The 24,232-nt window shown below is 32.2% G+C and carries 11 protein-coding genes; all 11 read right to left on the reverse strand.

Annotated elements, in window-relative coordinates:
- Positions 1 to 16: 16 nt before the first annotated feature.
- Entirely contained in the window at positions 17 to 2,665 is a 2,649-nt protein-coding gene (locus VJY32_RS07975; protein WP_353677382.1) for a T9SS type A sorting domain-containing protein, read from the reverse strand.
- 38 nt (positions 2,666 to 2,703) lie between these two features.
- Positions 2,704 to 4,311 (reverse strand): sodium:solute symporter family transporter, encoded by a 1,608-nt coding sequence (locus VJY32_RS07980; protein ID WP_353677383.1) that lies wholly within the window; start codon positions 4,309 to 4,311, stop codon positions 2,704 to 2,706.
- A 135-nt stretch (positions 4,312 to 4,446) separates the two neighbouring features.
- Positions 4,447 to 7,323: an alpha-amylase family glycosyl hydrolase gene (locus VJY32_RS07985; RefSeq protein ID WP_353677384.1), complete on the reverse strand. Its 2,877-nt coding sequence runs from the start codon at positions 7,321 to 7,323 to the stop codon at positions 4,447 to 4,449.
- A 121-nt stretch (positions 7,324 to 7,444) separates the two neighbouring features.
- Complete coding sequence (locus VJY32_RS07990; RefSeq protein WP_353677385.1) at positions 7,445 to 9,280, reverse strand: carbohydrate-binding module family 20 domain-containing protein; 1,836 nt, start codon at positions 9,278 to 9,280, stop codon at positions 7,445 to 7,447.
- A gap of 50 nt (positions 9,281 to 9,330) precedes the next feature.
- Positions 9,331 to 10,377 (reverse strand): PorV/PorQ family protein, encoded by a 1,047-nt coding sequence (locus VJY32_RS07995; protein ID WP_353677386.1) that lies wholly within the window; start codon positions 10,375 to 10,377, stop codon positions 9,331 to 9,333.
- A 19-nt stretch (positions 10,378 to 10,396) separates the two neighbouring features.
- Positions 10,397 to 14,050 carry a hypothetical protein gene (locus tag VJY32_RS08000; protein ID WP_353677387.1) on the reverse strand — a complete coding sequence of 1,218 codons (3,654 nt, stop codon included), beginning with the start codon at positions 14,048 to 14,050 and terminating at the stop codon, positions 10,397 to 10,399.
- 14 nt (positions 14,051 to 14,064) lie between these two features.
- Positions 14,065 to 16,743: a TonB-dependent receptor gene (locus VJY32_RS08005; protein WP_353677388.1), complete on the reverse strand. Its 2,679-nt coding sequence runs from the start codon at positions 16,741 to 16,743 to the stop codon at positions 14,065 to 14,067.
- Positions 16,744 to 16,755: 12 nt separating this feature from the next.
- Positions 16,756 to 18,396, reverse strand: coding sequence for a peptidylprolyl isomerase (locus VJY32_RS08010; RefSeq protein ID WP_353677389.1), 1,641 nt, complete (start codon positions 18,394 to 18,396; stop codon positions 16,756 to 16,758).
- 4 nt (positions 18,397 to 18,400) lie between these two features.
- The gene (locus tag VJY32_RS08015; RefSeq protein WP_353677390.1) at positions 18,401 to 20,218 is read right to left on the reverse strand and encodes a glycoside hydrolase family 13 protein; all 1,818 of its coding nucleotides are present in this window, start codon (positions 20,216 to 20,218) and stop codon (positions 18,401 to 18,403) included.
- Between the two features lie 7 nt (positions 20,219 to 20,225).
- A complete protein-coding gene (locus VJY32_RS08020; RefSeq protein ID WP_353677391.1) occupies positions 20,226 to 22,622 on the reverse strand; it encodes a glycoside hydrolase family 31 protein in 2,397 nt (798 codons plus the stop codon).
- Positions 22,623 to 22,907: 285 nt separating this feature from the next.
- Positions 22,908 to 24,224, reverse strand: coding sequence for a glycosyl hydrolase (locus VJY32_RS08025; RefSeq protein ID WP_353677392.1), 1,317 nt, complete (start codon positions 24,222 to 24,224; stop codon positions 22,908 to 22,910).
- Between the last annotated feature and the right edge of the window lie 8 nt (positions 24,225 to 24,232).

Raw genomic sequence — 24,232 nt, forward strand, 5'->3', positions numbered from 1 at the left:
CTGCGCTCAATAAAAATTATTTAATGAGAATCATTTTCTTAATATCAATAAAGGAACCACTTTCAAGTTTATAGAAATAAACTCCTGTTGAAAGTTTGGAAGCATCAAATGTCACATTGTAAATGCCCGGCTGCTGGAATTTATTTACAAGTTCTGCAACTTGACGTCCAAGTATATCATATACTTTCAAAGTTACATTACCTTCTTTTTCAATAGAGTATTGAATTTGAGTAGTTGGATTAAATGGATTAGGATAATTTTGTGAAAGTGAATATGTAAGAGGAACCGAGCTAATTTCAACATCTGTAATAGGACTCATCTTGTTTCCAATGAAGGTATAAGTCCATCTTGAAACATCAGCCCATGACTGGTCTTGATTATCAGGTGAATAGCATAATATTCCTTCTCTGTTTCCAGTTGCATCATTGTCATTAATTGAGAAGTCAATTGGAATTCTGTATCCTTCTTTAACATAAATTTTGTCTTTCTTTGCATCTGGATTTGCGCGTTTATTCATTAAATCGTTCAAAGGAATTCTTGCTTCTACAATATAACCAGCCGGGAATTTTTCCTGCCAGTAATAATTTGGACCTGGAACTACAAGAGAATCAGTATCGCTTCCACCACCTTCAATTCTAATATGATTTTTATGGAATCTAATATGATAATCCGGTGCATCACCCCTTTGATATGCTGTGTGTTTTAATCCTGTCATATTATACATACCAATAAACAAATCAGGAGCGTCATTAAGATATGATTCCGGTCGAGATGTAGGATTAACAATGTCATCATTTACATCAAATGCTACATAGAGATATTGCTGGTCAATTGCAATCCAGGATTTGACTGAAAGATCATCATCGTTATCAATAAAAGTATTAGGAGCAACGAAAGCTGTTCCTTGTTTTAATTCAAATGGAACGATACCACTCCATTCATCTAAATTTCCATCAGCTTGGAAGTTGACTGATTTTATAGCTACGACTGGAACACCTTTTGCCATATTGGTAACAGGATTATCTGTAATTGCAGGAAGAGAAGTATTGCCTGCTTTATCTGTACATGTAATTGCATAGTAATATGAAACATTCTGGTCATTAAGAGGAGCTCTTAGAACATGTTCGACAACTCCAACACCTTCCGGAACATTAGCTTTAACAGAACTAACTTTTGGAGAGGTCAAATCTGTAATTGGTTCTGGACTAAAATAGATTGTATATTTTTCACTTGATTCACCCGGCACATCAGTCCATGTAATTAAATTAGTATATGAACCTGGAACTACAGTTAAACCTTGTGGTGCTTGTGGAGGTGTTTTATCTGTTTCCTGAAATCCTGATGGAATTAAGAAGTCAAATAAAATTGTTCCTTCAGCAATTACATTTGTTCCAATAGGACCATCTGCATTTATTGAAAATTCAATTTTGAAACCACTTATTGCACTGGTATTAAACATTCTATCATCATTTCCTTGACCATCGGGATTTTTGAAAACTCCTACCTGAAGAGCCCAATCATTTACATCTGCTTGAACGAGAGGAATACGAACTGTTGTCCAATCTGATGGTTCATCAATATTAATATTAAATAACGTAAACCAGCTTTCGCGTGTACTACCACTATTATCATAAAGTATAAGTCTTGCTTGTAATCTTCCTTTTAATTGATTTGGTTCGAGATTTTTAATAGCAATATATAAATCTGTATTTGTAGATAGATTTCTTGGTGTATCAAACATGTGTTCAAAATTAACATAGCCGCCCCAGCTTTGAGATGCAACTGCTTTATAATGAACTTTGAGTGCTGATTCGCCTTCAAATTTATCTACTGTTTCATCAGATAATACCAACTTAGTAATCGGGGCAGCAGCACCATCCCAGTCCATTCTATCAATTGACCAATAACCTTGAATAGCAGCAGTATTATCAAATGTAGAAAGTGGAGTATACCTAGCACCAACTAAAGTAATATGGTCCCATAGTATTACGCCATCAGCCATACCACCACCAGTTAAAGGAGTTGTACATTCAATACTATAACCAACAATTTTATCTAAGTCTAATACACCATTATTTGCAACGCCACTCCAACCTGGAAGAGTAAACCCACGGTCATCTGGATTTGCATTTCCATTATCTACAAGAGGAATTAATAATTCTTTCCAGCCTGGAGTAGCATCATAAGGAACTGCAGTTTCAAAATACCAATCTTCATGGTCTGATGGACTATTCCAATAATTTGCACCGCCACCAGCTTCATGTAATTTAAATCTCATATGAACCGAACCTGGTTTGGAAGATGGCACAAGATTATTATACCAGATACTGATATGAGTTGCCATACTCATATCAATGTATTGTTTATACTCAGGACTTGTAGGTTCTGTCGAATTTAGATGCATTACTTGAACGAACCCGCCCCAGGATTCAGTATAATTAACATGCCATTCTACTTTTAATGCACCAGCACCAAATTTTTGCTGGGTTGTTTCATCTGACAATACTACGTAACCTGTTCCTGTGCCTAAACCATTTAAATTGCCAGGCACTGGATATCTCCAGAAATTACTGGATGCAGTATTATCCAGAGTATTTACTACCCATTGTGCATTAATTTGAGTAGCAAACAAAAGCAGAACAAATAACAGCGTAAATTTCTTCATACAATTACTCCTTATTTTGTTAGAAGTTTTATTACTTGTTACATAAAAAGATACCATAAACCAATTGTTAGTATCAGTATTACACCTGAGATAAGAATATTCATTTTTATATTTTGCATTCTTATATCAATACTGCTGCTTTGCATTCCCATGCTGAAAAAATTTTTTGATGCATTTAAATCATATTCTGATTGAAATAAGTAATTAAAAACAAAAATCATCAGTGATGTTATTAGGAATAAAAAGATTGCAAAGTGTAGATAATTTATTTTTGCATAAGCAAGCAAAATTTTATTGCTTATCAAATTAGACTTCATCATCAATTCAATTACAAAACGCGATAGACCAAAAAATTCACCAATAATCAAACCAATGAATGCACTCTTTGATTTTATCTTTTTGAATAACAATCCAATTATAAATACTGCAGTAATCGGTGCACTTATAAAAGCTTGAGTACTTTGTAAGAAAATATAAATCTGATTATTAATCAACTTCACAAATGGAACGATAAGCAAAACAAATACAACTATAAATATTGTAACCATTCTTCCTACAAGCACTAAAGTTCTTTCCGAAGCATTCGGATGACCTGGTTTGTAAAAATCAATTGTATACAATTCAGAAATTGTATTAAAGGAAGCAGAAAGTGATGACATCATAGCACCCAAAAATCCTGCAATGATAAATCCTCTTACACCTGATGGAATTATATTACTCGAAAGCAATACTGGATAAGCTTCGTCGCCATTAATACCTGGATAAAGAGCAGCAGAAACAAGACCAGGAAGAACCAGAATGAATATTGGGAAAATTTTTAAGAAAGATGCCAGTAAAGTTCCACTGCGAGCATTTTCAATACTTTTTGCTGCAATAATTCGCTGTAAAATATAATTGTCTGCACACCAGTACCAGAAAGCAATTATTGGTGCACCAAAGATTATTCCTGTCCATGGAAATTCCGGGTCATCAATTGGTTTGAACATCTGGAAATAATCTGCTGGAAGTTTTTCCATTAAACCAAAAATGCCACCAACTTCATTTAATCCAAATATTGTAAAAACAAATGCAGTGATAAAAAAGAAAATTCCTTGAAATACTTGAGTTCTTACAACAGCAGAGAAGCCACCTACAAGTGTATATATACCAGTAATTAAAACAATTGCAGATGCAGAAGAAAAAATGCTCCAACCTAAAATACGATTGAAAAGTATTCCACCTGCAAAAAGTGTAACAAGAATTTTTGTTATTATGTATGTGAAAATTGATATTCCAGAATAAAATTTTCTGCTTGCCCTATCAAATCTTTTCTCAAGAAATTCTGAAGAAGTAAATATTCCAAGATTTTTATAGATTGGAGAAATAATCCAGCCAAGAAGAATAAGTAAAAAAATTGCAATTAATTCAAATTGTCCTACAGCAAGACCGCGTGTTGCACCAGAGCCTGCTAATCCAATAAAATGTTCACTTGATATATTTGCAGCAAATATTGAAATGCCTACTGCTATCCAACCAAGATTTCTATTGGCAAGAAAATATTCTGCAGAATTTTTATCCTGATTACGAGCTTTCAAACCAATTGCAAGCACTGTAATCAGATAAATGAAAATTATAATACTATCGAATAAACTTATCGAATTTTCCATATTATACTTTCTGTCAAAATCAATACCACGCAAAACATTTCAAATCTGTTTCTTTTCAAAGGATTTTGTAAAAAATACTCTTAGCTCACTTATTTTTATGATAAGTTTCGATTATTATTTTAATAAGCAGGAATATTATTTAAGATAAACTATTTTGCTAATAGTTTTATTATTGTTAAAGGAATATTGAACAAAATAAATTCCTGTTGATAGGTTATATTTGAGAGGATTAAATAATAATTGATGTTCACCTGAAGTTTGTACTTCATCGAGCAATTTATCAATTTCCTGACCTATGGCATCATAAAGTTTTATTGTTACTCTTTGTGCCTTTGGAATTGACCATTTTAATATTGTAGATGAATTAAATGGATTTGGATAATTTGGATAAACTACAAATTCATTTTTAATTTCTTTATCATTATCAGTTATATCTGTAATTAAATCTTTTCCATTGCTTGGCACAGGAATTTTTTTAGAAGTAAATAACTTGAACTCACCAGGTTTTAATTCAATTGTTATTTTACCATTTTCAATTTTTATACTATCTCCTGTAAAATACTCATACCAATATCCATCACTTGAAAATGTAAATTCGTTTGTTCTTGTTATAACATCAAAGTTACCAATTATACTGACATTCATTGTACTGTCAAACAAATCGATTCTCTTAACCGAAGGATAAACATTAAGAGTGAAATTCGTTGTTTGAAATACTTTATATTTTTTTCTGAGTGAAATTAATTCGGAAATAAATTTGAAAAGTTTCTGCCTTTCAGAATAATTTTGATTTGTGTAATAATCCCACCGAATTGGTTTTTCACCCAATCTGCCGTTATAATCTATTGAATAATCATATCCCAATTCGCCAAATTGCCAAATCATTTTTGGACCAGGCACTGTTAAGAAAAATATCGATGCTAATTTTATTCTACTTAAAGCAATATTTACTTTTTTAATGTCATAACTTCCCAAAGCATTACCCCATTTAAGATTTTTATACATTAATCTTTCTTCGTCGTGACTTTCCATATATCCAACAACATGCGGCTTATTAAATCCTCTCGATTTATATGATATTCTGCTAAAATTAGATTTTCCACTTTCATTCCATCCCATAGAAGCTTCGGAGTAAGGAGAGTTTAAATTTCCCCATACCATCATTCCATAATCAGTCAATTCTTTTTCTTCTCTATCTTCTGTAAAATGTTCTAAAATTACATATGCATTAGGATCAATCGACCAGATTTTATCTGCCATTCTTTTAAGTAATTTTATTCTTGCCGGGTCATAGGTGCTTCCTTCTCCTTTTGTATTGGTTAATCCTTTCGAAAAATCAAAACGAAAACCATCAACTTTAAATTCTTTTAACCAATAAGAAGTAATTCTATCAACTAAATATTTTGTGTTGTTGCTTTCATGATTAAAATCATATCCCCAATAGTAAACTGGATTTGGGGAAACTTGATTGAACCAAGGATTATTAGCCGCGGGTCTTGCATTTAATGTATCCCAGTACATTCTTACAAATGGATTCAAACCATATGCATGATTTAAAACAATATCAAGTATTACTGCAATTCCGTTGGAATGACAGCTGTCCACAAACTCTTTTAATTTTATTGATGGTCCATAATATTTATCAACTGCAAAGTTCATCATTGGATTATAACCCCAGCTTGAATTTCCTTCATACTCTATCACAGGCATAAGTTCAATTGCATTAATATTTAGTTTCTTAAAATAGTTTATAGTATCAATCAATGTTTGAAAAGTATGTGTGCTAACAAAATCACGAACGAGCAGTTCATAAATGATAAGATTTTCTTTCGGAGGTTTATTGAAATTTTGATTCTTCCAGTTATATAAATCCTTCTTTGGCTTAAATACTCCAACAATATTTTCCGTTTTACCATAAGGATAAGATTTTAAATTTGGATATACATTTTGAGGAATTTGTGAATCATTCCAGGGGTCAAGTATTTTTTCTGAATATGGTTCAGGTATTCTCAAACTTCCATCAATTAAATATTGAAATGCATATTCTACATTTTCATTCAGGTTCGACAATTTAATCCAATATAAAACACTATCAGGACGAATTTCGTATCTATTCATAAAATAATTTGTATCAACTTTCCAATCGTTGAAATCGCCCAGCACATAAACAAATTTTTTGTATGGTGCAAAAAGAACCAGATATACATCTGAATTTACGTTATTTATTCCATGTTCTAAGTTAAAAGGCAATGTTACATTTTTTACTTCCGGATTTTTCATGAATACAAATTCTATGGAATCTTTTAATCCCGAAGTATCGGTTGCAATAATCTTAACATAATTTATCCCAGTGGGAAAACTTTTTGAATCAAATAAAAACAGAATTGAATCATTAGTTGTTTGCAGTATTTGATTATTATTTATTACTAATTTCATACCTTTAGTTTTTGTACCAATGGCAACAGATTTTGCAAATATATTCACCTTGCTTTCCTTTTCAACAAAATATGGTGACCTTAATGGGTCGCCAAATGATAAATTCACTTTTGGATTTTTTAATACAACTGAAATACCTTTTTCATAAATAGGGACAAAAATATCTTCGGTTTGTTTTTGACCATCACTGCTTCGTAACACAAAACATAGTTCGACTATCTTTACAGAGGGATTAGTGACATTATAGAATTTACGAGGATTATTAATTACAATCTGGTATAAATCTTTTCCCAATCTTATTAATTTTGGTTGTCTCGTATTATCATTCCATGTACTAATTACATTCTGCCAGCTTGAAACAGAGCCATTCTGATATTTTAAAGTAACTCCAGTATGTGCATAAACATCGCCAGTATAACCTGCAATTTTATTTTGATGTGTTGCATAAGTAACATCAAATACAATTACAATACTATCTGTTTCTACAGGATATTCTGGATAAGTTGTGAATTTAGTTTGAGCAAAAGAAAGATTGTATATTATCAAAAGGGCAATAAAAATATTTTTATTTATCATAATAATTGATTTAATTGGGTAAAGAACTAATTAATTAAAAAAATGTAATGGTGCATTCAAAAAAAATAGAAGGGAGAAATTCTATTTCAAATTTCTCCCCCTCTCAACATTCACAAAGAGTTTATTTAATTAATAACATTTTCATTGTTTTTATAAAATTAGAAGTCTTTAATGTATAGAAATAAACACCGCTGCTTAAATTCTGAGCGATGAAATCGACTTCATAAGAGCCAGCGTTCATTTCTTTATTAATTAAGACAGCAACTTCTTCGCCAAGAGTATTATATACTTTCATAGTTACAAAGTCTTTACTTGGGATTGTAAATCTTATTCTAGTAGTTGGATTAAAAGGATTTGGATAATTTTGTTCGAGTGAAAAATTCTTAGGAATTCCAAGATTTATTTCACGAACATCCGTAGGTAACCCTTGTGGCCATAATTCTACCTGATCAGATTTATCTTCCTTATCTGTCCATTTATCAAGAGGAGCAGTATAAGGTTGAACAAATTGTCGAGAACCTGTCATAGCGCAGAAACGAACTCTGTAAGCATTTTTTCCAAAACCTGCAGTTTCTTGTTTGAAGGAACCGTCTCGTTGTCTCTGGAATGCATAACGATATTCAAAAGCATTGATGCCTGGTCCTGTTACAGTTAATGTACCTTCATAAATTTTATCGCCATCGGGGTCTGTTAATTCGAAGTAAGTTTGCTCATCGCTATCAACCCAACTCATCAATCGAGCAAAAACTGGCTGTTCACTTATCCAGTAAACTTTATCACCAACTTGCATCGGGTCACCTGTTTTATTTGGGTCCATAGCATCTGTCATATCTACACGGAATTTTACAGAAATTTGTTGACCTTGAGGAACTACGAATTGCGGATAAACATCATCGTAATAAACAGGTGCAAGGACTTGATTATTATCACCGGCAAAATTGACTACTCTATTTCCACCTCCCATAGAAAGCGGTCTTTCCCAGCCGTCTTGCCACAATTCATCTGTGTGACCTAAAGCAACATAAAATTTATATTCCTGTTTAGAACCAACTTCAGTTTTAACAAATGGAACCTGTAAAAACCAGTTTGTTGGTATTAACGGATCTTGATTCATCACTGATCGAGGTGCATCACTATCACTCCAGCCATTAAATCCACCACGAACCTGTAACCTATCTACTGCAGGATCATAAATTCCAAGTTCTTCAAGTACGCTCATATCAACATTAAAAGTAATGTTCCCGTCTGCCAATTGAACATTAGGATTAATATCGTTGAAGTATCTTTCAATAACGTTATCACCATCTTCAATCCATGCTTGTTTATTTGGATCTCCTTCCCAGGTAGTTCCACCGGATTTATTTGTGTAAAGGAATTTATAATTAATCATCTGACCAGAATTTATCTGAACTGTTTTAGTATAGACAGAATCATTGTTATCATCAATAAGTTCATCCTGAGAAGTACTCCAACTATTGAAATCACCTGCAACAAAAACTTTACCAGTTCCGGGAATAAGTTCTCCCTGTTTAATTGGTAAACGCATGTCTGCCTTAAAAGTTACATTAGCTGGATTACCCGAAGGCATTGGAATATTATCATAATAAACAACATCGAGAACTAAATCAGAAGCTACATTTTGAACAACGCGATTGTCGATGCTTTCCCAGCCACCATTAGTAGCTTTTGCACCATTGTGGAAAAATTTGTATTCAAGTTTTCCTGCTGGTACCTGAGCGGTAACTTCATAAATTTTATCGCCATCAGGGTCTGCCATTGGTGTTTCACCCCAGCCATTAAAGCTTCCTCTTACAGAAACTTGATTTTGTGCGGGGTCAAACTTCCCTTTTGCAATTTCTACACTCATATTAACCTTAAAAGTAACATTATAATTTTGAGCGTACATTGCAAAAGCAAAAAAGAATAACGTAAGAAAAATAGGAATTATTTTTTTCATGAAGCCTCCATTATTATTAAGTAAATTAATTAGTTTGTTGTGATTCATCATTAGAATCCTATAATAATTCCGAAACTATGTATGTTATCTAAGTATTTGTATTTTTGGTAAGAATAATCAACTGATATTCTAAATAATTCAAAACTATATTTTATTCCTACACCAAGAGTTAATCCTTCTTGATTATCTTTTAAGAATAAACCTTTATATCCGGCTCTAAGACTAAATAAATTATCGAACAGAGATAGTTCGCCCCCGGCATTTACCCATTGATTATTATCGTTGGGGTGTATTGCATCGATTGCTATAGTGAGTCGCTGATTGTTTAAGAATTCAAATTCACGAGACAAACCGATTTGAAGCCTCAGAGGCAACTCAAACTCATCTGTTTTATAATAGGCATCGAGAGTTTCGTTATTTCCTGCTCTTTGGGGATCAGAGTCGTGCCTTATCAACAAATCTTCCCCTTCGATTTTCATTTTTGAACCATAATTTGTAATGCTGCTTGCAAATTTGATTCCATAGAAAGGTGTGTTAAATATTGTTCCAATATCAATTCCAAATCCTTGAGCAGAAGAATTAAAAATATCTTCGCGGATATATTTAACATTTATTCCAATCGTAAAATCTTGAGTTATAAATCGAGCAAAAGAGAAACCGAAAGCATAACTTGCAGCATTAAATTTTTCGCCAGTCCCTTCCGGAAAATATTCAGTAGTTACATCCATTTCCCCAACATTAAATGCTGTAACATTAAGACCAAAAGTTCCAAGATTTCCAAAAGGAATTGCAATGCCAAGATAATTCACATTCAAATCGGCAAACATTTTTGTATAAGTAAAAATTGTTTGCACTTCATTTAGATTAGCAATACCTGAAGGATTCCAGTACATAGAAGTTACATCATTTGCAACTGAGCTGTATGCACCACCCATTGCATTAGCTCGAGGACCAATACCAATACTCAAAAATTTTGCTGCGGTTGTTCCTGTCTTAGTAACTTTCTGCGAAAAAATTTGACTGCTGTTAATCAATAGGAGTGAAAGAGCAATCAATAAAAATTTATAAATCAATATAAAATTCTTTTGCATTTTCATTTTATCTTAAACTCCATTTTTATTTTATTATTGCAAATTTTCCTATCTTGGTTCCAATGCCTGGAGCATCTACTTGGTATACATAAACTCCATAAGAGACTGATAAATTATCTTTACTTAACAAATCCCATTCTGCTGAACCATCATTTAATGGGCTGTCGTGTTCAATTACATCTACAAGTTCTCCATTGACTGTAAAAATTCTTATTGTGCATTTATTTGGAAGATGTGTAAAGTGAATCGAGCGAGGTCCTCTTCCGCTTGAGTATGGATTCTTTGGTTCCCACAGAGCTGTAGCAACATAAGGATTAGGTACAACTTTGATTTTGTCTAGTTCTAATTTTGCTTTGTCAGGGTCTATATAACCTTTCTTAGCTACAAAACGATATTTATCACTTGATAAGAATGGTTTTTTCAATTTAAGATTAATTACATCACCAGCTTTCGGCAACCTGGTTCCTTTTGAAGGATTTGGAGTATCAAGTAAATAAAACCACCAAGTATAAACAGGAATATTATTTTTATTTGGTTCAACAAAAACAATTCTATCTCTTCTGGCACCATTTGTCGAAAGAATTCCATCGGTGCCATCAACCTCAACAAAAATAAAATCGATATATTTATTTTTACTTACATTGAACACTCTAAAGTTAACAGGCTTTGAAGGAAATACACTGTTCCCAAATTTTCCTTCTACAGAAGTTCCAAATCCAACATCTCCAAATTCAATTCGATAATCATTTGGTCTTTCTTCGCCACTTAAACCTGTAGGCCACACAAATTTTTCAAACTGATAATTAACTATTGTAGTATCATTCCATTTTGATTCATTTCTATTTAATTCAACACGACTTTCGTTTTTAAATTTCAATCTAAAGCCATCTATAATTGGTTGTTCTGTAGTTTCTGATAAATCTGTGATTTTGTTAAGAAGAATTTTATTTTCTGTGGAATCAATAAGTGAATAATTTTTTGTTGTTAGTGTATCTGGTTGACCAACTTTTTTAGATACCTTAATTGTATCTTCAAAAATGATATGATAAACATGACCATCTTTAATTTTATTTATATCAATAATTTCATAAGAAATAGTGCCTGAAGAGGAGCCTTCTACTCTTGCAATACTACCTAAAGTTGGTTCAACATAGCCTGCAGCTGGGGCCTCTGGAGTTACTCTAACAACATTGGAACCTAATTTCACAGAACCATCTTGCTGTAATGAAACTCGAATTGGAGATTCAGATGGAATAATTTCTCCTTCAGGGAAACCGAAGTCATAAGCAACAAGAGCATAATAATAAGTAAATCCATTTTTAACAGTAGTATCCACAAAAGTATGTTTAATGCCTGAATCTGTTCCCAAGAAATACTTCACACCATCAATGCCAACGGGGTCAAAACCTTTTATTCCATCAACAAGGTCAAATTGAGCAATAGGGGTTTTAAATTGTTTATTGCCATAACCGTTCGTAATATTTTCGGCATCAAGGAAAGCCGGGTCAGAAGAACGATATAATTTGTAACCTTCAAAGTCTCTACCTTTTCCTCCAATTGCATCAATGTAAGGGTCAAATGAAGATTCTGCCACATCATCCCAGTAAAGTGTTACTTTATTATCTCCAGGAATTGCTGTTAAAGTTGGAATTAAAGGTGCATTAGCAAATCGATAATCGTTATTATAAGTTTCTTGTGCACGCACTCTTTTACGTAATATTTCTTGTTTTCTATATTGTCCATTGGGGTCAGGAACAGGACCATTTGCTAATAAAACAACGAGGGAAATTGGTTCTGTTTGACCGGATTTCAATGGGAAAAGACCAGAAGAAACGAATAAATCATATTCACCTGCTACAACTTCAGCGGGGTCATAAAATTTACCTGGAATCATAAAGTCAAACCACATTTGCGCATCGCTGTTAATATTAAGACCGCCGGCAGGAACATAGTCAGCATTAGTAATACCAATCTGGTCTGTTTCGCTTACGTCTGTTACATCAACACCTGGTTCACCGGGTAAACCATAACGAGCACCTGAAGTTGGTTTTCCATCATTTTCCCCTGGGTCGCCAGTATCTGCTACACCATCCAGGCCAACATCATCTCTCAATGGATTCCAATCATAATCATTGTCGATTCCATCATCACGGGCTTCGTCTATTAAAACATCAATTCCATCATCTATACCTTCGTCAATTGCACCATCATTATTATTATCAATACCATCAGCATATTTTTTACCAAGCGTTGATTGAACAACATTATATAAAATTATTTTATCATTTACGCGATATCTATAAAATGGTGCATCTAAAGCAGCTTGATTAATCATATCTTGTGTAATAACAGGGCTGCCTTCTTCTCCATCATCATCATTATCAATTCCATCTTTATAAGGTAAGCCCAATTTATCGGATGTAACCATTATAAGATGAATTTGACCTTTCTGGAAATCATCAAGTGGCGGCCAGATTTTCCATTTACTTCCAGAAGCTGTATTAATCATATCTTGAGTTACTACAGGAGAATTATTTTCAACTTTAAATCGGGGATGTTTAGCAATAAAATTTGGGTCAATTGGTTGTGCAATTCTATCTGCATAAGTAACACCTCTTTGAACACCGAAAGGAATATGAGTTTGATTTTCATCTATCAAACCATTTCCATTATCATCTATTAAATTATCCGGGATTTCCCCTTCAATCATTTCTGCAGTAATAAAATTATTTAGTTCTGGGCTATCACCATCGTTATCAATTCTATCTACTGCGTTGCCTGGTGTTTCAAGGAATGCAACAGCTACAATACCTACGGGGTCTGAGCCAAATTGAGGTGCTTTATGGTCATTATCACGAGACCACGCAATGTCTTCGAGTAAATCAAATTCAGAAATATCATCTTGAGAATCGCCATCGCCGCCAACAAAATCTGCATACCAGACCGTTACACCAACTTTTTGAATATCTTTAGTTCCATCATTTTTAACATAGTGAAGTAGGTAGAGAGCATCTTCGACAAGAACTTGAGACCAGGCAAGAGCTCTTACATCAAGAAGAATTCCTAAACCTTTTCTTGTTAAATCAGTTGAATCCGGGAAATAATTTACATATCTATCATACCTATCATCAGAAGCGCGATAGAACATTTCCTGGTCTGCATTAAAAACATTTTTACCGAAGTAACCATTCCATGAACCACGCCATCCGGGATCAATTGGGTCATTCATTCTATCAGGCCAGAATGCAGGCCAGGTTTCTTCATCTACACTTGTTGCAATTTCATTTTTCTTTTCGTTGAAGTATCCTGGCACCGGTTCAAAGTTCCATGTCTTACCTTCAGGCGAACGACGAAAATTAAATACATCTATAATTCTTTGTCTTTCCCCTGCGTTATCAATAACTTCTCCACCAACAAAAACTCCAAGCATTGCTAAGTAAACATGCCCTGTATTTTTAGGCCATTCATAAGGTGTTTGAACAGAAATTGGATATTGTCCACCTTCTCTGCCAGTCATACCAAAATTAAAAACAGTAGTCCTGATTCGATTTCCTTCCATCTGACCTTTAGTTCTTTTTGTTGGATCTCCTCTTTCTTTGCCTGGTTTATATTGTGCATTAATATTTATTGTCATTAGAAGTGAAATTAAAACACATAATATTTTGAAAAACTTATTCATTTTTTTCTCTCCTTTTAGAATGATAATTCAATTCCAAATTGAACTAATCTTGGTTCTCCATAATTTGTTGGATATCTTAAATATTCTTCTACTGTATTTGGTCTCTTTGGATCATATCCAATATTTTTTCCTTCTGTAGTGTAATCAGCTTTCCCTGTATCTCCATAAACGTTTATTACAACTTTAGTATCAAATAAATTAAATATGTTGAGGAAAGATGTGAAATCTAAGCCGCCAATCTTGAATGTTTTATGCAGTCTTAAATCAAAAACATATTGATTGGGTTTTCTTCTGCTATTACGCTGCAAACCAGAAGTTATACCTCTATCGGCAATATATTGTGTTATAGAGGGGGTATAAGGAAGTCCCGTTCCATAGCGTGTAACCAAAGAAGCGCCCCAATCCACATCTCCAACAAATAAAGATAAGTTTAATAGATGTCTTTGGTCCCAATCGAGTGGTATTAAATATAAAGTTGGTTCATTATTACCAAGTTGTGCATAAAATTCATCTTCTGGATTTGAATTGCTTCCTTCGGCTACCTGATAAGTATAATTAATATCAATTGAATAATGATTGCTAAATCTCTTATTTAGATTAAAAGTGATTCCTTTTACATTGGAATAATCTTTATTTATATAAGTTGAATAACTTACAAGATTACGTGTCATTATAAGAGGTCCAGCAGTAATCCAGTTTCTTATGTCACGATAAAAAGTTGTAACATCAAGAGTAAATGATTCAAAGAATTCCTGTTTAAATCCGATTTCATACATTGTAGTGCTTTGTGGTTTTAAGTCTGGATTTCCATAAGGCCCATAACTGCTACCGGTATTTGGAACATAATAAGGACCAAGATTAAATAAATATTGAAAAGTGGGTATTTGTAAAAACTGTCCATAAGAAAAATGCAGAACACCTTTATCACTAATTGGATAAGCAATTCCAAAGCGAGGACCAATTGCCCATTTGGGAGTAGCATTTTTATAAAAGTATGGTTCTCTTTCCTTTAAAGTAAAATTAGCAAGTTCTGACCTTAAAGGTAAATTAATATTTGGGTCTGTAGGATCAACCAAAACTTTCCCTTTGGAATCAAAATAGTCAAGTCTCAATCCAATATTAATTATTACACTTTCATACTCAATTTTATCTTGAATATATGCAGAAAATTCTATCGGTGAATTTGAATACTTTGTTCTATTAGGAGTATTCTCTTCTGGTATTGAAGGAACAAATGGTTCAACAGGAACTCCGTTTATTCTTAACGGCTCCAAGTTGTAATCATCAACTTTTAGTTTATGCCATCTTCCTTCAACTCCAAATTTGATTAAATGCTTGTCTGTAATTTGACTGGTAAAATCAAATTTACCAATAAAAGTATTTGTGGTTCTAAAATATCTATGCAAATTCGTACCTTTGGAAGCAAATGCATAACCAACAGTTCTTAATGAATCGGGATGTAAATATCTTGAGTCTAATGGGTCGTCATAGAGTTTTTCATTAAAGTCTCTGAAAAAATTTGATACTTTCAAAACATAAAAAGATTTGCTCGATAGTGTGTGAGTAAGTGTAAATGTAGAATTGTAACTTTTATTAAATTTTTTCACATCGCCATCAGGATTTAGTTTGAAGAAGTGATTATAATCTTTATAATGATTTGTTGAATACAATAACTCAGCATTCATTTTTAATGAAGAAGATGCAAAAAAGCTCAAATTAATCTGTCCAAGAAATCTTTTACTCCAGTTCATTGGGGTTAATTTTTCATCACCTTTAGAACCATCGGGATTAAATTTTCTTATGCCATAGAGATAGCCATCATCATAAGTATAACGCAAATTTGAAAAGAAAGTTAATTTATCACTCGTTAAAGGGATTGGACCACTTAAGCTGCCTTGTAGATTATAGTTTGCAATTGGATTGAATTTGTCAATACCTGTGAAATATTCTGTAAAATTAGAAACATAATCGCTGCTGTATACTTTAATATTCCCATTGAATCTTCTTCCGCCTTCTTTTGTTACTACGTTTACAATTCCTGACAATGCCTGACCATATTCTGCATTAAAAGTTCCACTTATTACTTGAAGTTCTTGAATACTACTATTATCAATATCTATTCCTCTGCTGTTGTCAAATGCATCAGTTATAGAAACACCATTTACCCAGTAAGCAATTTCAGTTGTTCTCCCGCCTCTAATGTGAAATTCTCCTCCAGCACCTTTTGTTACTCCAGCCTGCAATTGTAAAATATCATTCAATTCCACTACAGGAAGATTATTAATTTCATCAGCAGTTACTTTTGCCTGGCTTGATGTAATATCTTTTTGAATTCCATAAACATTTGCTTTTATTACAATTTCTTCCAGTGCTACTGTTGATTCTTCCATTTCAACATTCTGAACAGTAGTCAAATCAATAGATATCAAAACGTTATTTACTATAACTGGTTTATAACCAACAAATTGATATTTAACATTGTATCTACCTGGAGGTATATTCAAGATAATATAATTGCCCTCGATATCGGTACTGCCGCCTAAATTTGTTCCTTCGATTGTAATGTTTACAAGCGGTAATGGTTCTCTCGACTTTTTATCAATAACTTTACCTACCAGCTTACCAGTTGTACCGCCATACATTGCAATCGAAGCAAAAATTAAAAGCATAAAAATCGTAAGTAGTTTCTTCATATAATCTCCTGCTCAATTTATTTTTATATTACTTAATATTAATTCATCATAAGTGATTTCAACATTTTTAGAAAGTTTGTCAATATAAGACTGAACAATAAATTTTGATTTTTCTTTCTTTAATAAACGATGAGCTAAATCATAAACTTCAGTAAATTCTTTAAGTCTCCCATCTTTCTTATCTAACACTTTATATAGAACAAAATAATTATCAATTCTTATCGGTCCATATACTTTCCCAATTTCTGACTTTTGAATATTGTCACTCAATGCACCAAACTGCGTTGAATTTGAGAAATCAATTATGCCTTCATTCTCTGCAGAAATTTTTCTTAAAGAAAATGTTTTAGCAAGTATCCCAAAATTTTCTCCATTTTGTATTAGAGTTAAAATACTATCTGCTAATATTTTTTCTTTTACAATAATTTCTTGAATCTTGAATTGTGGTTCTGTTTTGAAATAAACTGAATTTTCTTTATAAAAATTATAAATGACACTATCAGGGAATTTGTAATTATTATGAATTTCTTCTCTCTTATATTTTAAGAATATATTTCTTTTATACTTTTCAATTGTTGTAAGCACTTCAGTATCCTTATCATAATTTTTCTTTAATGCCAAATTCATCAATATATCTTGAACAACTATTCCTTTAACTGCTGTCCTTAACAAATCAAGTGAATTGATTTTTATACGGTGAAAAACGGGAATATCTTTAATTCTTTTTTCAAGTTCTTCTACTGTATAATTCTTGTTTTTGTATTTTGCACAAATAAGTTTGTTATTCTGATTTTCTAAATTTTTGTTTTGCATTAACATCGAAAAAAGAGTTTTTAGATTTTTTTCATCTATAGAAATGCTGTTCAAATCAACAACGTTATTCAAGTACTTTAATTCAGCATCTCTTTTCTTCCTAAGTCTAATTATTTGCCGCATATGATTTTTTTTCTTTTGAAATTCCCATTCAGTAATAATTGGATTGGTTACTTTATCTTCAACTTTTATGATGCTGTAGCCATATTTTGTTTTAACTGGTTTTGATATTTCACCAATCTTTAAACTATAAGCTGCATCTTCAAAAGCCGGGTCCATATCACCCCAGCTGAAATAGCCAAGGTAACCTCCATTATTTGCTAAAGTAGAATCAGTAAAAATTTGTTTTGCCAGAGAATCAAACGAAGCCCCATTCATTACAAGATTATATAAACTATCGGCTTCTTCTTCAGTAAAAGCAAAAAGATGTCTTGCTGCAACTTTTTGATTTGTTTTTAGGAACGCATCTCTGAGTTCTTCATCTGATGCAGTAATTTTTGCATAAACTTCGCGGTCTTTTAAGAATGCTAAGATTGTTTGTTTTCTTGCCCACTCTAATTCTTTATGATATTCCGGATTATTGAAAATATTTTTATTATCATCATAGTAATAAAGAAGCAATTCGTTAATCATATTCTGAAGAATGGAACGGCGCGTTACAATATTGTCTTTAATTCCTGATGCAAGCAGGTATTCTTCGTATCTTGTTTTAAAATCATTTACATAAATTTTATGATTGCCAACTACAGCCAGTATTTCATTTTCATAAAATCTAAATGAAAGAATTATTGGCAATGCAGTAATAATTAAAATGTATTTATATTTTATTAATGCTGTCATAAAATTAATTCAGTATAATAACTTCATAGGGCTTCAATGTGTAACTTTTATTAGAAAACATTCTATTTGTTAATAAATCTTTCCAATTATTTTTCTCTTTATAAAATGAAATTGAACCTAAATCAACACTAACTTCTTTTGAATCAATATTAGCAACTACTAAAATTATTTTATCATCAAGTTCTCTTTTGTAAATCAATAAATTTTGACTTTGTGAATCATCAAAGTAAACTTTCCCTAAGGACAATACTTTATTACTATTTCTTATCGAAGCTAACTTTTTATACCAATTAAAAATATCTTGATCAAAATAAACACTGTCTTGAGGTCTTGGTTTACCGAGTGGATGTGAAATTTCGATATCATATTTAAATTCTTTCCATACCATTGGTTTACGGCAGTCGGGGTCGTCACCTCCCCACATTCCTGCTTCATCACCATAATAAATATGCGGTGCACCAGGTAGTGTAAATTGAATTGCAACAGCTAATTTTTGTTTTTTACGTTCTTCTTCATTCGGTTTTCTTACATCAAATTCAGGATTTTGTCCTGGATTTCCATTGTGGTCATATAAATTATCCGGATTGACTATCAATGATGCTAATCTTTCTGTATCGTGACTCCCAAGTAAATTCATCATCACATAATAATTCTCTCCGTATTGATTCATCATTGTTTTGATTGTATCAATAAAACCTTTAACACCAGTAAAATATTTTTTTGAAAAGATTAGATTTTTGACGGCGCGTGTAAATCTATAATTCATAACTGCATCAAATTCATATCTTAACCAGGGAGATGCATTATACATTTCATCATTCCGCCAGTCTTTCCACCATACTTCTCCGACAAGATACGCTTCTGGATTAATCTCACGAACCCAGCTTCTAAATTTTTGCCAGAATTTATGATTGACCATTTCTGCCACATCAAGTCTCCAGCCATCAATTCCATCTTCAGGATTGCCATCTTTATTTGGGTCCATCCATCTTTTTACTATTTCATGAATATGATTTGCTGGACCTTCAACAATTCCATTTTCATCTTCTCTAATTTCAGGCAAATCTTTTACACCATACCAGCCTTGATAGTCAAATTCATTTTCAGGAGTTGATAGGTCATCAAATTTCTTTATTGTGTACCAATCTTTATAAGGGGAGTTCTGTTGGTTCTTTACAATATCTTGAAAAGCCCAGAAAGTTGTGCCAGTATGATTAAACACTCCATCAATAATAATCTTAATATTACGCTTATGAGCTTCTTTGATTAGATTCAAGAAAAGCTTATCAGCTGAAGTCCACTGCCAAGTATTTGGGTCAGCAGGATTTTCACTTTCCCAAATTTTCCTGTCACCTTCCGGGTCTGGTCCAAAATTATTATCGATATGATGATACATCGAAGCATCATATTTGTGGAGTGATGGAGATTCGAATATTGGATTGAGATAAATTGCGTTAACTCCAAGCTCTTTTAAATAATCAAGTTTGTCAATAATTCCCTGTAAATCGCCGCCATATCTTCTCAAGCCAGCATTTCTGTAGAAATCCATTCCAGTATTTATTTCCCACGATTGCATTTCATACCAATCAGAAGTCCAGGGATGAATTTGCCAATCATCAGGGACAAAATATGGCCAAGCACCTTTTATATCTATTGGTTTGGGATCGTTGATTTTATCTCCATTAAAAAATCTTTCTGGAAAAATTTGATACCATACAGCTTCTTTTGCCCACTGAGGAGGTTCATAAAAATTTGACTGGGCAATAAGATTACAGAAAATAAAACTCCAAAGCATCAAGTATTTAATAATTATTTGTTTCATCTAATTCCTAAAAAATTAATTCCAATGTTTTCAGTTCATTAGAAGCTGTAATTATTTTCAGCATTTTATTTTCATAAGAATAATTTTTTGTTTCCTTTCCATTCAATAAAACTTTATTCGGAGAGTTTGTGCCTACAAAAGTTAAAGTATACTTTTTAACACTACTTTGATAATCATTTTTAATTTTTTCGACAGTCATTTTAATTGATTTAGAATTTTGCATAACAGAAAATTTTGTTAATGTAAATTTCCCGTTTTCGTATTCATATGTAATCCCATCATCTTCATAAAAATTATATTCAGAATAAGCGGAAGGGAAAATCATAAATTCAAGTGAATCAATTGTTTTTTCACCAACATAATTCAGAACTTTTTGAAGTGGTATAATTCCACCTTCTTTTAAGAAAAGTGGAACTTTGTTGATAGGCACTTCTTTTACTATCCAATTTCCTCCATCAACAATTTTATTTTCATCAATATCATACCATTTACCTTTTGGCAGATATAATTTTTTAAATTTATCAAATGAATTTAATACTGGAGCAACAAGCAAATTTTCTCCTACCATATATTGATATTGAGCATCGTGATAATAACAATTTTCATCATTTTGAAAATTTATAAACATAGCTCTCATTATAGGCAGACCTGATATAGAAGAATTATAAAATTCATTATACCAGAAAGGAAGCAGTTTATATCTTAATTCAATGGCATTTTTTATATGAACATTTACAAATTCACTTAAATGAAATGGTTCACGAAAGCGAGTATCAATTGAAGAATGTGCTCTAAAGAAAGGCGTAAAAGCTCCTAATTGATACCAACGAACAAGCAAATTATCTGAGGGCTCGCCAATAAAACCACCTACATCTGAACCAATGAAAGGGACACCACTTAAACCCATATTAATAGACATAGTACAGGCAAGATAGAGATGTTCATCATTAGCAATATTATCGCCAGTCCATACAGCTGCATATCTTTGAATTCCAGAAAAACCGGCACGAGTAAGAATAAAATGTCTTTTGTCAGAATGTTTTCTCAACCCTTCGTAAGTAGCACGAGCCATTGAAAGACCATAAACGTTATGAATTTTTTTATGAGAAGCATAATAGCCATTATCATCGAATAATACTATGTCGGGAAAATTTTGTCCCCACACAGCAGGTTCGTTCATATCATTCCATATTCCTTCTACGCCATATTTTAACCAATCACGTAATTTTTCACCCCACCATATTCTTGTTGCTTCTTTAGTGAAATCAGGAAAGAAAGACCAGCTAGGCCATACTTCACCTTGATAATATGTTCCATCTGGATATTTAGCAAATAAATCATTCTTAATTCCTTCTTTCGCTACAAAATAATTTGTATCGGCTTTTACTCCTGGGTCAATTATTGTTACAACTTTAAATCCGAGTGATTTTAATTCGGAGAGTAATTTTTCTGGTTCTGGAAATCTTTCTTTGTTCCATGTAAATACACGATAGCCATCCATGTAGTGAATATCAAGATAAATAACATCACAAGGAAATTTTGTTTCTCTAAATGATTTAGCAATTGTTCTCACAGTAGATTCTGGATAATAACTATATCTGCTTTGCTGGTAACCGAGTGCCCACAAAGGAGGAAGTTTAATTCTTCCTGTTAATTTTGTGTAATCAGAAATTACTCTTTTAATATCAGGTCCATAAATAAAATAATAATCCATCTCTCCTTGTTCAGCACCAAACCAGTAGAAACGATTATTGCTTGCACCAAAATTAAAATATGACTTATAAGAATTATCAAAATAAATTCCATATGCTTTATAATTTTTTATTCCAATGAAAAATGGAATAGATTGATAAAGTTCATCATTCCTGCTTGTGTATGCTGGAAAATCAGAATTCCATAATGTATACTGCTTGCCGTTTTTTAAGAGGTCGTCCGATTTTTCACCAAGCCCATAAAATCTTTCATTATTAAAAAGTTTTTTGAAGCATCTCACTTCGTCATTGTCAAACGCTACACCAAAACTTTCTTCATCTGCATTTATTAAATTATTTTCAGAATCATAAATCGAAACTCTGCATGGATTCTTGGAAATGTTAATTTGAAGTTCGCCTGTTTTCACAATTAATTTTTCTTTTTGTTCAATTACCTCGAATTGTGATTTTTCAGGCAAGGAGTAAATAATACCATAAGAAGGTGCTAAAGAAAAGTCTTTTTGATTTGTAAATCGAAATCTTACAATATTTTTGTCAATTACATACAAATTAAATTTTGCATTGGTAAGCTTAAATTCAATGCGATTATCAAATACTTTATAATTCTTTATTTCACCTATAAATTCAAAATCAGCTTTTACAGAGGTATACAGGCAAAGAAAGGGCAAAATTAATAGTAAGATTTTTTTCATGGGACAAACTCAAATTGTTTAGGATGAGTTAAAATATATACTTCAATCAAAGAATTAAATAAAAATTTTTGCATTAAAATTCATGCTATCTTAGTAACAAGCCAAAACATATTACAAATAAAATACCAATAGAAAATTTAGAAATGGATTCCTTTTCAAATATAAAGCTAAAATTCAGTAATCGATTGCTTATTAATTTGATAAGTTCTGATTATTATTTTAATAAGCAAAGCAGTGATACTTTAATTTGAAGTACAATAATTGCCGAGGGGGGATTTTTACTTTTTATTTTAGTAAAATCATTTTTTTAGCTTCAAAAAATTTGTTCGTTCTTAGAGTATAGATAAATACACCAGAAGAATATTCATTGCTTGTGATTGTTCTATTTGATAATTGATAATTGTTTATTGAAAATTGAACATCATAATTCCCAGCTTCTTTGTATTCGTTTATTAGAGTTGCAACTTCTCTTCCTAATATGTCATAGACCTTTAATGTTACAAAACTTGCTTCAGGTAACGAAAAGCATATTGTTGTGCTTGGATTAAATGGATTGGGATAATTTTGTTCGAGTATAAAATTTTTATTTAAAATTTTTTCTTCTTCAATGTTAGTGTTTATAATACTTGGTAAATAATATGGGTCTGCAATTGCATCCTGATAAGCTTTTAACGAAAGTTCAGAAGAATTAATTCGCCAGTCAGTATCAACAGTACCTTCATACTTTCTTATATGGAACCATGTAACTGCTTTGATTTTGGGAAATGAATATTTTAAATAGATTGAATATGCTTTTCGAATCCATTCAGATTTACTGCCACCAATTTCAACCGATGCAAATTCGGCAATCATCAATGGTTTGTTATAGCTAACAAATTTTTGATAAAGACCAGAATAAATATCAAAAAATTCTATCCAGCCAGACCAGCTTTGAGTTCTTCCAAAATTATATCCATCGAAACCAATCCAATCTACATAATCATCACCTGGATAATAATTTTCTGGAACATTCCAACTTTCATTTGGAGAACTTCCATTGTTTGGACACCAAATCCAGACAACATTATTCACACCTTCTTCTTTGAATAAATCATGAACTCTTTTATATGCTGCTATGAATCTTTCAGGACCATCCGGTTTATTCGGGTCGCCAAAGCCATTTTTTGTTCCACCTCCATTTTTAGCTCCGCCATATGTATACCAATCTCCATTAAATTCATGTCCCAATCTTATGAAAAGTGGCTTACCAAAATTTTTTACTTGTTTTGCATAACCTCTTATGTAATTATCATAACTGCCATTAATAATTCCATCAAGCGGATATGGAGAGCCAGAAACTTGAGGCATCCAGGTTATATGCGGAACCGAACCATTCGATACAATTTCATTACATTTTATAAGCGGAAAATCTGGAACTTTGTTACTCGGCCAACCAGTGAAGAACATTTCTATTGCAATTTCTTTTTTAGCAAGGTCAACAAATTCTTTGTGTGTATTATTTCCCGTAAATGCAGCGTGGTAACAACCTGTTTCAGGAACTGGAATTAGTTGCGCATATGAAAAAGTTAAAAATATAAAGTAAAAGAAGATTAATTTTTTCATTCAAATTT

It is taken from the genome of Rosettibacter primus, assembly GCF_036860675.1.
Lineage (GTDB): Bacteria > Bacteroidota > Ignavibacteria > Ignavibacteriales > Melioribacteraceae > Rosettibacter > Rosettibacter primus.